Origin of the sequence: Bradyrhizobium sp. CCGUVB1N3 (assembly GCF_024199925.1) — a bacterium.
Classification (GTDB): domain Bacteria; phylum Pseudomonadota; class Alphaproteobacteria; order Rhizobiales; family Xanthobacteraceae; genus Bradyrhizobium.
Genome location: NZ_JANADR010000001.1, coordinates 6548642 through 6560407 on the forward strand (window position 1 = coordinate 6548642; position 11766 = coordinate 6560407).

The 11766-nt window shown below is 64.9% G+C and carries 10 protein-coding genes; 2 read left to right on the forward strand and 8 right to left on the reverse strand.

Annotated elements, in window-relative coordinates; all coding sequences use genetic code 11:
- The first annotated feature begins 27 nt into the window (after positions 1-27).
- Positions 28-747, forward strand: a complete 720-nt coding sequence (locus tag NLM33_RS31270) for a ribonuclease activity regulator RraA (protein ID WP_254101953.1) — start codon at positions 28-30, stop codon at positions 745-747.
- Positions 748-884: 137 nt separating this feature from the next.
- Here NLM33_RS31270 and NLM33_RS31275 read toward each other — a convergent pair whose 3' ends face one another.
- From NLM33_RS31275 to NLM33_RS31290, 4 genes are all read right to left on the reverse strand, one after another.
- Positions 885-3038, reverse strand: a complete 2154-nt coding sequence (locus NLM33_RS31275) for a S9 family peptidase (protein ID WP_371930144.1) — start codon at positions 3036-3038, stop codon at positions 885-887.
- 218 nt (positions 3039-3256) lie between these two features.
- Positions 3257-4444, reverse strand: coding sequence for an alanine--glyoxylate aminotransferase family protein (locus tag NLM33_RS31280; RefSeq protein ID WP_254101955.1), 1188 nt, complete (start codon positions 4442-4444; stop codon positions 3257-3259).
- Between the two features lie 130 nt (positions 4445-4574).
- Entirely contained in the window at positions 4575-5300 is a 726-nt protein-coding gene (locus NLM33_RS31285; protein ID WP_254101957.1) for a thermonuclease family protein, read from the reverse strand.
- 279 nt (positions 5301-5579) lie between these two features.
- The gene (locus NLM33_RS31290) at positions 5580-7310 is read right to left on the reverse strand and encodes a hypothetical protein (RefSeq protein ID WP_254101959.1); all 1731 of its coding nucleotides are present in this window, start codon (positions 7308-7310) and stop codon (positions 5580-5582) included.
- Between the two features lie 420 nt (positions 7311-7730).
- Between NLM33_RS31290 and NLM33_RS31295 the strand changes: the two genes are divergently transcribed.
- Complete coding sequence (locus tag NLM33_RS31295; RefSeq protein WP_254101961.1) at positions 7731-8579, forward strand: caspase family protein; 849 nt, start codon at positions 7731-7733, stop codon at positions 8577-8579.
- Between the two features lie 172 nt (positions 8580-8751).
- On the opposite strand, the gene NLM33_RS31300 is transcribed toward NLM33_RS31295, so the two are convergent.
- The 4 genes from NLM33_RS31300 to NLM33_RS31315 all read right to left on the reverse strand — a co-directional run bounded on the left by NLM33_RS31300 (position 8752) and on the right by NLM33_RS31315 (position 11518).
- Entirely contained in the window at positions 8752-9648 is an 897-nt protein-coding gene (locus NLM33_RS31300) for an efflux RND transporter periplasmic adaptor subunit (RefSeq protein WP_254101963.1), read from the reverse strand.
- A gap of 164 nt (positions 9649-9812) precedes the next feature.
- Positions 9813-9950, reverse strand: a complete 138-nt coding sequence (locus tag NLM33_RS31305) for a hypothetical protein (protein ID WP_254101965.1) — start codon at positions 9948-9950, stop codon at positions 9813-9815.
- Between the two features lie 116 nt (positions 9951-10066).
- On the reverse strand, positions 10067-11182 hold the full coding sequence (locus NLM33_RS31310) for a lactonase family protein (RefSeq protein WP_254101967.1): 1116 nt from the start codon (positions 11180-11182) through the stop codon (positions 10067-10069).
- A 174-nt stretch (positions 11183-11356) separates the two neighbouring features.
- Positions 11357-11518, reverse strand: coding sequence for a hypothetical protein (locus tag NLM33_RS31315; RefSeq protein WP_254101970.1), 162 nt, complete (start codon positions 11516-11518; stop codon positions 11357-11359).
- Between the last annotated feature and the right edge of the window lie 248 nt (positions 11519-11766).

Genomic DNA, 11766 nt, shown 5'->3' on the forward strand with positions numbered 1-11766 from the left:
CCCGGAATGACAACAGAGGACGCACCAATGACAAAACTCAGCGACGCCACCCGCAACAAGCTCAAGTCTGTCTCCACCGCCACCGTCGCCACCGCCTTGTTCAAGCGTGGCCTGCGCATCCAGATGATTCAGGATGTGCACCCGCTCGGTGCGGACCAGCCGACCATGGTCGGCGAGGCGTTCACGCTGCGCTACATGCCGGCGCGCGAGGATCTCAACACCATCGAGGTGTTTCGCGATCACTCGCATCCGCAGCGCAAGGCGGTGGAGGATTGCCCGCCCGGTGCCGTGCTGGTGATGGACAGCCGCAAGGACGCGCGCGCCGCATCCGCCGGCGCGATCCTGGTGACGCGACTGATGAAGCGCGGCGTCGCCGGCGTCGTCACCGACGGCGGCTTTCGTGATTCCGCGGAGATCGCCAAGCTCGGCATTCCCGCCTACCATCACCGCCCGAGCGCGCCGACCAACCTCACGCTGCACCAGGCGATCGAGATCAACGTCCCGATCGGCTGCGGCGATGCGCCGGTGTTCCCCGGCGACGTCATTCTTGGTGACAGTGACGGCGTGATCGTCATCCCCGCGCATCTCGCCGACGAGATCGCCAACGAGACCTTCGAGATGACTGCATTCGAGGACTTCGTCACCGAGGAAGTCGGCAAGGGCCGCGGCATCTTCGGGCTCTATCCGGCCACTGATCCGCAGACGCTGACCGACTTCGCAGCCTGGCGGAAGGCGAACGGAAGGTAGCAGATCCGAGAGTGGCGCCATAACTTCCGCTGTCGTCCCGGCGCAGGCCGGGACCCATAACCCCAGGGAGGAGTTTGGCGAAGACTGGTAGTTAAAAGGTCTTCCTGCGGTACTGCTACCTGCGATTCACCGAAAGATCACGCGGTATGGGTCCCGGCCTGCGCCGGGACGACCCCGGGGAGGGTTTCGGGCAAAGCCATCGCCTCTGTCATCCCAACTGCCCACAGTGCAAACGCATAGACGATAGCCACCTCATCCAGGCGGTCGAAGCGGCCGGAGGCGCCGCCGTGGCCGGCGCCCATGTTGGTGCGGAGCAGGACCGGGCCGCCGCCGCTCATGGTGGCGCGCAGGCGCGCGATCCATTTGGCGGGCTCCCAATAGGTGACTCGGGGATCAGTAAGCCCGCCCATCGCCAGGATCGCGGGATAGTCCTGCGCCGCGACATTGTCATAGGGCGAGTAGGACAGGATGGTGCGAAAATCCTTCTCGCTCTCGATCGGGTTGCCCCATTCCGGCCACTCCGGCGGCGTCAGCGGCAGCGTGTCGTCGAGCATGGTGTTGAGCACATCGACGAACGGTACCTCGGCAACGATCCCTGTGAACAGCTCGCCGGCGCGGTTTGCGACCGCGCCCATCAGCATGCCGCCGGCCGAACCGCCGTGGCCGACGATGCGTTTCGCGCTCGTATACCTCGCCGCGATCAGCGCGCGTGCGCTCGCGGCGAAATCGTCGAACGTGTTGGTCTTCTTCTCGCGCTTGCCGTCGAGATACCAGCCCCAGCCCTTGTCGGCGCCGCCGCGGATATGGGCGATGGCGTAGACGAAGCCGCGGTCGACCAGCGACAGGCGGTTGGCGTTGAAGGAGGCCGGCATCGCCGCGCCGTAGGAGCCGTAGCCATAGAGCAGCAGCGGCGCCGTGCCGTCGAGCTTGAGCCCGCGGCGATACAGGATCGAAACCGGCACCTCGGCGCCGTCATGCGCCTTCGCCATGATGCGGGTGGTGACGTAGTCGGCCGCGTCGTGGCCGGACGGAATCTCCTGGCGCTTGCGAAGCACGCGCGAGCGCTTGGCCATGTCGTAGTCGTAGACCTCCGACGGCGTCGTCATCGACGAATAGGAGAAGCGCAAGTTCGTCGTCTCGAACTCGTAGGAGCCCATCGTGTCGAGCGAATAGGCGGCTTCGTCGAAGGCGATGGCGTGCTCTTCGCTGCTGCCGAGATCGCGGATCACGATCGCCGGCAGCGCGTTGGCGCGCTCCAGCCGTACCAGATGGCCGGCATAGAGATCGATGTCGATGATGTAGATGCTGGGGCGATACGGGATCAGATCGCGCCAATTCTTGCGCTCGGGCGACGCGAGCGGCGCGGTGACGATCTTGAAGTCGATGGCGTCATCAGCATTGGTGAGGATGAAGAGCTCGTCGCCGCGATCGGCGAGCGAATATTGCACGCCCTCCTGCCGTGTCGCGACCAGTCGCGGCGGCGCGTCCGGGTTGGCGAGATCGATCAGCCGTTGTTCCGATGTTTCATGGTCGCCGCCGGCGATCACGCAAAAGCGCCCGCTGGTGCTCTCGTGCAGATGGGTGAACCAGCCGGAGTCCTGCTCCTCATAGATCAGGATGTCGTCGGCCTGCTTCGTGCCGAGCCGGTGCCGCCACACCTGCATCGGCCGGTGATTGTCGTCGAGCTTCACATAGAAGAAGCTCTTGGCGTCCTTGCTCCAGACCACGCCGCCGTCAGTCTCCTCGACGAGGTCGTCGAGATCAGCCCCGGTTGCCCAATCGCGCACGCGGATCGAAAAATATTCCGAGCCCTTGGTGTCGGCGGTCCAGGCCTGCAGCTTGTGATCTGGCGAATGCCGGCTGCCGCCGAACCTGAAATATTTGTGGTCCTTTGCGAGCGCATCGCCGTCGAGCACGATGTGGCTGTCGCCGCCATTGCGCGGCATGCGGCCGAACAGCTCATGCTGCCCGCCTTCGCGGAACTTGCGGAAGTAGGCGAACGCGCCGTCCGGCGAGGGCACGCTCGAATCGTCCTCCTTGATCCGGGAGCGCATCTCGCGCACCAGCGTCTTCTGGAGGGCTGCGGTGTGGCCGAGCAGGCTCTCGGTATAGACGTTCTCTTCGTCGAGATATTTGCGGATGTCGGGATCGAGCACGGCGGGATCGCGCAGCACCTCCTGCCATTTCGCATCCTTCAACCAGGCATAGTCGTCGCTCACGGTGATGCCGTGCCGGGTGAAAGAATGCGGCCGGCGAGGAGCGACGGGGGCGGCTTGGACTTTGCGGGCGATGTCGGTCAAATCGATCCTCGACTCATGAGTGTGCCTCGCCCCTATATCGGATCGAATGTGGGGGATTTAAAGAAGTAGCAAACACCGCGCTCGTGTCCCGGACGCGGCGCGGCACGAAAGTGACGCGACGCAGAGCCGGGACCCATTGCCGGCATCTGGGCCCCGGCTCAGCAGCGCATCACTGCGTGCTGCGCTGCGTCAGGGGCACGAGATGGGTATTACGCCCCGACCTGCTCGCCGAGATATGCGACCGCCGCCTCCAGGCCGCCCTTGCCGTGCGGGATCTTCAGCGCGTTGAGGCCGACCTCGATCACGCCGAGCGTGCCGAGCAGCATCGGTGCGTTGACGTGGCCCATATGGGCGATGCGGAAGGCCTGGCCCTCGAGATCGCCGATGCCGGTGCCGAGCACTACGCCGCATTTGTCCTTGCAATAGCGCTGCAGCACCGCGGGATCATGTCCATTGCCCACGGTCACGGTCGTCACCGTGTTCGAGCGCTCGCTGTTCTCCAGAATATTGAAGCCGAGCACCTGTCCCTCCGACCACACCGCGACCGCGCGGCGCGCGGCTTCGCCGAGCAGGCTATGTCGACGGAACGCGTTCTCGAGGCCCTCATCGTGCAGGAGGTCGATTGCCTGGCGCAGCGCGAACAACAGATGCACCGGCGCGGTGCCGGCATATTTGCGATAATGCTCGGTGCCTTCGCGCTCGCTCCAGCTCCAATAGGGCGTCGCCATGTTCGCCTTCTTGTGTGCCTCGAGCGCGCGATCATTCGCCGCGACGAAGCCGAGGCCGGGCGGCGTCATCAGGCCCTTCTGCGAGCCGGACATCGCGACGTCGATGCCCCATTTGTCCATCTCGAACGGCATGCAGCCGAGCGACGCCACGGTGTCGACCATGTACAGCGCGGGGTGGCCGCTCGCCTTGATCGCCTTGCCGATCGCCTCGATGTCGTTCTGCACGCCCGAGGCGGTGTCGACCTGCACGACGACCACGGCCTTGATCTTGTGCTCCTTGTCGCGGCGCAGGCGCTCCTCGACCTCGTGCGGGCGCACCGCGCGGCGCCAGTCACCCCTGAGCACCTCGACCTCGGCGCCCATCAAGGATGCCGCATGGCCCCAGCCGATCGCGAAGCGGCCGCTTTCCAGCACCAAAAGCTTGTCGCCGCGCGACAGCACGTTGCTGAGCACGGCTTCCCAGGCGCCGTGGCCATTGGCGATGTAGATGTAGGACTTGCCCTTGGTCGCGAACAGCTTTGAGAGGTCGCCGATCAGGCTCTCGGTCAGATCGGTCATCTGCTTGGAGTAGATGTCGATCGCCGGACGATGCATCGCCCGCAGCACCTCGTCGGGCATCGTGGTGGGCCCGGGGATGGCCAGAAATTCCCGGCCCGCGCGAACGGTCATTGTTGTTCTTCCTTATGTGATGAAGACGATCTGGAGGGTCATCGGCCTACGCTTGTACGCGCCGTGGGGCCCTAAGAAAAGCACGTAAAACGCAGGATAATCATGCAAGAAGCCGATCGTCCGGACGTCGCTATCGCTTCGTCTCGCGGCATCCGGCGGCTTCGGCTTCCTCGACGGAGCAGAACCAGCGGGTGCCCTTGCTGATCTTCATCTTGATCTGCGCGTACCAGCGGCTGGTCGGCTGGTGAAAGATGCATTCGCCGGCGCTGTTGACGTTGCCCTTGATGGTGCAATCCGGCGAGGGCGCGACGGCGCCCGACGCCGAGGCGAGCAGGATCGCATGCGCCCCTTCGGGCGGCTTGGTGGCGCCGAGGATCGCGGTCTTCTTGTTGCGCACGCGCCAGTCCCACGGCGCGATGAAGGCGCCCTGCCACATGCCGGCCTTGGCTTCGCGCGCGGCAGCTTCGTCGGCTTCATAGTCGTGGGAGATGCGGGTGAAGGCCAGCGCCCAGCCGTTCCGCACCAGCCATTTCTGGATGTCCTCGCCATCGACCTCGCAGCGCGCCACCGTGCGGCCGCGCCGGTCGATCGACCGCGCATGGCAGACCCAGTTCTTGCCCTCGGCGTATTTGGCGAGCTCTTCGCGCGCTGCCAGGCCGCAGGTCCAACGCTCGCCCTTGGTGTTGAGGCAGAGCTGGTCGGTCGACGGCGCGTCGATGCCGCCGAGGCGGACGCGGGTGTTGCCGATCTGGACGGAATCGCCGTCACGGACCTTTGCCGTGCCCGTGATGTCGGCAGCCTGTGCCAGCGACGGCAAGGCGAGGAGGAAAATCAAGCCAAGAAATGTTCGCGACATGCCGGTCCGCGTCTGATGAAAAATCCCGATAAGCAGCGCAATTGTGGTCGGTATTTGGCCGCCGGGCCAGCCGCTGCCTAACGGATAGGCTTTCAACTTCCCGTCATCGTGATTCGAGGCTCCGTGTCCCGGACGCGGTGCGGCGTGAAACGCCGCTCCGCAGAGCCGGGACCCAGAGATCTCGGGCGCTTTCTCGGTGGCATGGGCCCCGGCTCAGCAGCGCACCGCTGAAGAAGCGCTGCGCTGCGTCCGGGGCACGAGAGAGCGGGAGTTGCACCGCTACCCCCGCCCCGCCATCACCTTCCGCGCCACCGCCAGGCCCATCAGCACGAAGGCCGACGTCACCTCCGGCCCGCCGACCAGGATCCGCGTCGGGGTCTTCATCTTGTTCCATTCATAGGCGCGGAACGGGCCGCGGCGGCCGCCTTCGCCAAGGGCTCTGAGGATGCAGTTCAGCGCCGGCGCGAAGGTCTTGGGATCGGCGCCGAGATGGCCGAGCGCGATCAAGGCGAGGGCCGCGTCGAATGCGTTCATCTCGGCGACGAGCATCTCGCCCTGGACATAGCCGAGCACGCGGGCGCGGATAAAATCGAAGGTGCCGTCGGGATCGATCGCGGCCTGGGCTGCCAGCGGCAGCGACAGGAAGGCGGCGTAGCAGCGGCCGAAATAGGCGCTGTAGAGCTCGGGCAGATAGTAGATGTGCGAGCGCGGATTGGCGAAGCTGCCGCTCGCCGCAAGCCGCTTCTGGAAGGCGATGATGCGATGTACGGTGGCAAGCCGCGCCGGAGTCTCCAGGATCTTCCAGCGCTTCAGATTGCGGAAGGACACTTCGAGGATGTCGAGGTTGAGCGTCGGATCGAGATCGTTGCCATAGGGCCGCTCGCCGGCGAGATTGTCGATCCAGGTGGCGACGCCGCCTTCGTAATCGATATTGTCGTTGAGCGGCACGGTAACGCGCGGCTCGTTGACGCCCTCGCGCACCTGATAGCCGGCGTAGAAGTCAAGCAACGGCTGGGCGAGGATCGGATCCTCGCAGCCGGCCTGTGTCGCCGCCGAGAACGAGCACGCCGTGGTGTCGCAGTCCGGCACGTAGACGCCAAAGCCGAGGTCCTGCTTGATCTGCGCGAAGAAGCGGGAGAAGCGCGGATGCGGCGGCGGTGCCAGCGCGGTGATGACGTCGAAGCGCGCGCCGTCGCTGCCCTTCACCTCCTCGCGGCTGATGTTGATGCAGAAATCGACCATGTCGGCGATCGCGGTCTTCGCGGCAGCGGCGTCGGCGGGCGAGGCGAGGCCGGTCTCGCCATAGGCGAGCAACGCCTCGATGAAGAAGGCGTCGTAATAGGCCGAGCGGTGGCGGATCTGCACCGGCTCCCACATCGGCTCGGCGATGCCTCTCCAGGGCGGATTGATGATGGCGCCTGCGCTCGAGCGCGCGATGAAGACGCGCGCCAGGTTGAACAGCAGCGAGGAGTTCTTGTAGCCGCGCGAGTTCAGGCCGGTCAGCGCCATGATCAGCTCGCGACCGCGCAGGTCGGGATCGCCGATCAGGTTGAAAGCGGCATAGGTCGGCAGAAAGCCGTTCTGGCGGTAGCTGCGGAGCAGATGATGTGCGCAGTCGCGGATCACCTTGTCGATCTCCGCCAGCGCCGGCGCCGTACCGTTGAACGGCATCGGTGGCGGCTTGGGGTGGTCGAGCGTGATGGTGTCGAGCAGGTCGGCGACGGGACGGCCGACCGCCTCCCAGTCGGGCTCGGCATCGTCACGGGCGCGGGTCAGTGCCGCGCGCAGCCGGGTCAGCCTCGTCTCATCGCGCAGCTCGGGCAGACCGGCGCGACGGAGCAGCGCCCGCAGGGCCGGATTGCCGAGCGCGGTCTTGTAGAACTTTGCCAGATGCGGATCACCGGTAGCCGGGCCCGCCAGCACGGGATCGCAGACGTCGTAAAGCGAGGGGCCGTCCTTCCGTGCCGTCAGGGCGCGGAAGGCGTGACCGGCGAAATAATGAAAGCTCATGGATTACCTGGTCGCGCGGGGCCTTGCCGAGGTTCACCGCACGCCGTCCCGGCAGCGCGCCAATGCCCCCGCAAGTGATTGAAAAGTGTCACGAATTCGCAGGGAACACAAATGTGACCGATATCACAGAAAAAGCCGGCATAAAAGCGGCCGGATCGGCCCTCAAAAGGGGGCCGAGCGACGAAAAAACTCGCATCCGTGGCGCTTCATATTAACTAGTATATTCAGTGGTTTAGCTAAAAAGAGGGGCAATCTATTGCCCCGGGGGCGATATCCGGTTAAGGGTTTGTTTGGTGCGGCGCCGCAAATTGCGCGCAATTCGGGGACACATCCCCGGCCAATCCCTCAAACCTAAAGACGCCATCGCGCTACTCAAACAAGTACGCGCGCCGCGATGGCTCCTGACAGGAATGAACCGAGATGAATGTAAGGCAGCTCGACATTTCCCGACGCACCATTGCGGTCGCCGCCGCTCTGATCGGCACGGTGTCGCTGGCGATCGGTGCCCACGCTGCCCTGAACATGCGCGCCCTCGATGCCGCCAAGGCGGTCTCGACCGCTGAGGTCACCGGTTCCGTCGGCCACACCTCGCGCCTCGCCCTCGTCATCGGCAATGGTCATTATCCCGACGCCAATGCGCCGCTGGCGCAGTCGGTCAACGACGCGCGCGCGCTGTCGTCCTCGCTGCGCAAAGGCGGCTTCGACGTCGACATGGTGGAAGACGCCAGCAAGGACGACATGGTCCGCGCCGTCAGCCGCCTGAAGTCGAAGATCACGCGCGACAGCGTCGTCATGCTGTTCTTCGGCGGCTACGGCGTGCAGGCCGGCCGCGAGAGCTACATGCTGCCGGTCGACGCCGTGATCTGGAAGGAAAGCGACGTCCGCCGACACGGCGTCTCGATCGAGAGCGTGCTCGAGATGATGAAGGAGCAGGGCGCCAAGGCCAAGCTCGTCGTCGTCGATGCCTCGCGCCGTAACCCCTATGAGCGCCGCTTCCGCTCCTACAGCCACGGGCTTGCGCCGATCAGCGCGCCCGACAACGCGCTGATCCTCTCCTCCGCCTCGCCCGGCAAGGTCGCCGACGACGGCAAGGGCGAGCACAGCGTGCTGGTCAGCGAACTCCTGAACAACCTCAATGCGCAGGGCAGCGCTGAAAGCGTCTTCAACAAGACCCGTGTCGCGATCTCCCGCGCATCCGAAGGCGATCAGGTCCCGACCGTCTCCTCCTCGCTCCTGGAAGACGTCCAGTTCGACCAGGCCGGCGGTTAGTTCTTCACATCCTGTAAGGTCTCGTACCCCGGACGCGGCGCATCATGAAATGATGCGCTGCTGAGCCGGGGCCCATGCCTTTATGCGGAGCTTTCGGGAGAGATGGGTCCCGGCTCAGCGCAGCAGCGTTGCACGCTGCAGCGCGTCCGGGACAAGAGCCCTTCTTACGCGTCTACTTCGTCTCCGCGCTCGCCATCACCGGGCGAACGGGATCGCCTTCGCGCAAGAGCGCGCCGGCGCGCGCGACGACGATGTCGCCTTCATTGACGCCGTCGCGGATCTCGATATTGCCGCCGGACATCAGCCCGATCTCGACGCGCTTGGTCTCGACGCGGTTGCGGCGGATGATCTGCACGACGGTGCCCGCGGGGCTGTATTGCACGGCGGTGAGCGGGACCGCGACATTGCAGCTTTGCCCGGTCTTGATCAGCGCGCGCGCGCTGGAATTCAGCAGCAGCCGCCGCGGCGTCGAGATGCCGATATAGACCATGCCCTGCTGGATGTTCGGCTCGACCGTCGGTCCGATCTTGCGCACCTTGCCGTCGATGTCGCCGGCGCCCGCGACACGCACGGTGGCCGGCTGGTTCACTGCGAGCTTCTTGATGTCGGCGGTGGCGACGAGGCCGACGAGGTCATATTCGCTGCGCGCCACGATCGAGAACAGCGCTTCGCCGCGCGCCGAGGCCGGCGCGCCGATCTGCGCGGTCGAGGCCGAGATCACGCCGGCGACCGGCGCGGTCACTTGGACTGTGCCGCCTTCGGGCAAGGCCAGCCGCGCCAGCACCTGGCCGGCGGTGATGGTGTCGCCGGCTTCCGCCAGCACCTCCGTCACCTTCAATCCGGGACGCTCGGGCCGCACCGAGGTCTCCTCGCGCGCGATGATCGTGCCGCTGGCCTCCACGATGTCGGAGAAACAGGACTTTGCCGCCTTCAGCACCGTGACCGCCGGTCCCTTGGGCGCCTCCTCATCGGCAGCGCGGGCCGGGGGGAGGCCAAGAAAAAGGCCAAGCCCCAGTAAGGTGGCCGCGGGAAACAGGGCTTTGCGAGGTTTGCGGGTGCAATGACGCATCGGACTAATCCACGGGATCAAACGCTTCTCTCGATAGCAGATGGCGGGGGCACAGACCATGGCGCCCCGATGCCAAGGCGGGATGGATTGCCGCAGGTGCGTCCACAGCAAGCCTTTGATTAGTCGCGGGATTGAAGATCAGGTTCGGCGCCTGGTGCGATCCGTCAGCCGCGGCGTTCGCCGAGCAGCCTGCCGGTCGTGCGATTGATCAGGTGCAGACGCGCGCACGCCGGACACGTCACCGAGTCGTGCGTATCCTTGGCATCGGTCGGCTCGGCCATAAGCCGATGCTGAACGTTCATGCCGGTCTGCGGGCATTTGAAGACAATATGACGGTCCATCGCGTGCCGGAATATGACGGCAACGAGCCGCGACCGAAACTACGGATGATTGCGTAGGTCGGTCGCGGCCGGCGCTCTCACGGCAGGCTGATGAACTCGACCCAGTTCGGCTTCTTGCCGGTCGGATAGGACTTCAGCTTGGTTAACGCGCCGCTGGTCTGGTCGATCGCGTAGACCGTCAGGCCGTCGGACAACTCGCCGACGGCGGCGACATAGCGTCCGGTGGGATCGATGTTGAAGCCGCGCGGCTGCTTCTCGGTCGGCACCGTGCCGACCGTGCTGAGCTTGCCGCTTGCGGGATCGATCTTGTAGGCCGTGAGCGTGTTGGTGGTTCGCTCCGAGGCATAGAGGAAGCGGCCGTCAGGTGTGACGTGGATGTCGGCGGCCCAGGGCTTTCCGGTGAACCCTTCCGGCAGCGCCGTGGTCCGCTGGATCTCGCTCCACGCGCCGCTCTTCGCGTCATAATTGAAGGCTGCGACGTCGCCGTTCAGCTCGTGGATCAGATAGACATAGCTGCCGTTCGGGTGGAACACGAAGTGCCGTGGGCCTGATTTCTCCGGCAGCTTGTGGATCGGCGGATCGCTCGGCGTCAACTCGCCGGTGGTGGCATTGAAGGCGAAGGCCAGCACCTGGTCGGAGCCGAGATTGGTCGCGAACGCAAAACGGTTGTCGGGTGAGGGGATAAAGGCGTGCGCATTGAGCCCGGTCGGGATCACCTGCTTGGGTTCGCCGACGACGCCGGTGTCCGACAGCGGGTTGAGCGCGACCTTGTTGCCGCCATAGGAGGCGCTGAGCACGAACTTTCCGGTACGGTCGGTCATGACATAGGCCATGCTGTCGGCGAGCGGCCCGTTGCCGATGTGCTTGAGCGTGCCTGTCTTCTGATCGATCGCAAAGCTCACGGCCGAGAACGGCTGCGAGCGGACGCCGGCGATCAGTACGCGGTGATCGGGCGTCACCGCCAGCGGCGTCGAAGAGCCGGGCTTCTCGATGCCTACGAATGGCGCGGTCTGCACCGGGCTCATCTCGCCCCTGTCGTCGATGCGGAAGACCGAGATGTCGTTGCTGTCGGCATTGCCGACATAGGCAAATGTGTCGGCCATGCCGGCGCGAACTCCGAATTGGGTGGCGAGAATGACGGCGCATGCCGCAAGCGGCAATTGCAGGGCCGTACGGCGGGTCGGTCGAGACATCAGGCTTTCCTCCAGCTTTCCAAAATCGCCCTTGCCGTCCGGCACGGCTTTTCTTGGTTGCCGCGAGGATACAGGGCTCCCCGCCATTCCACCAAAATCCACTTTGGATCGATCGATGTCGAATTTGTATCGGTCGGCGTCGACACAGCCGGCCAGCCTAAATCTGCGCCATGCTCAAAAACGAGCCAGCGCGATGCGGACGTGGTGATAAAGCAGCACGCCGATCAAACCGATCGCAAGCCGCAGCCGACCAACAAGAGATAGTTCAGCAAGATATTGGCCCCAGGATAGTGGCCTTGGGTGCGCCGACACGCCGCAGCAGAAGAGGAACGGCATCGTCGTTCGGCTGTTCTAGAATTCCTGCGTGTGGCGGAGGCTTTTGCGGAGGCTGACGTGTTTTGGATTTATTGGGACACCGCCTGGTCGATCATCATCAGCGGGATCATGTTCGCGACCATCGTCGCGCATCCCGACGCCGAGTTCGCGGAAGTGCGCGCGGCAAAACGGTCCTGAGGGTCGGCGCTACTTGCGGGCTGCGTGTCTCCGTAGTTCTGCGGAGTTTGCACCGCCGCGCGTCATTATCT

What these genes read in the sequence shown, in the direction of transcription:
- NLM33_RS31300 (WP_254101963.1), bottom strand. Translation starts at nt 9,648, where the DNA reads ATGCGTCATTGCACCCGCAAACCTCGCAAAGCCCTGTTTCCCGCGGCC.
- NLM33_RS31305 (WP_254101965.1), bottom strand. Translation starts at nt 9,950, where the DNA reads ATGAACGTTCAGCATCGGCTTATGGCCGAGCCGACCGATGCCAAGGAT.
- NLM33_RS31295 (WP_254101961.1), top strand. Translation starts at nt 7,731, where the DNA reads ATGAATGTAAGGCAGCTCGACATTTCCCGACGCACCATTGCGGTCGCC.
- NLM33_RS31285 (WP_254101957.1), bottom strand. Translation starts at nt 5,300, where the DNA reads ATGTCGCGAACATTTCTTGGCTTGATTTTCCTCCTCGCCTTGCCGTCG.
- NLM33_RS31290 (WP_254101959.1), bottom strand. Translation starts at nt 7,310, where the DNA reads ATGAGCTTTCATTATTTCGCCGGTCACGCCTTCCGCGCCCTGACGGCA.
- NLM33_RS31315 (WP_254101970.1), bottom strand. Translation starts at nt 11,518, where the DNA reads ATGCCGTTCCTCTTCTGCTGCGGCGTGTCGGCGCACCCAAGGCCACTA.
- NLM33_RS31310 (WP_254101967.1), bottom strand. Translation starts at nt 11,182, where the DNA reads ATGTCTCGACCGACCCGCCGTACGGCCCTGCAATTGCCGCTTGCGGCA.
- NLM33_RS31270 (WP_254101953.1), top strand. Translation starts at nt 28, where the DNA reads ATGACAAAACTCAGCGACGCCACCCGCAACAAGCTCAAGTCTGTCTCC.
- NLM33_RS31280 (WP_254101955.1), bottom strand. Translation starts at nt 4,444, where the DNA reads ATGACCGTTCGCGCGGGCCGGGAATTTCTGGCCATCCCCGGGCCCACC.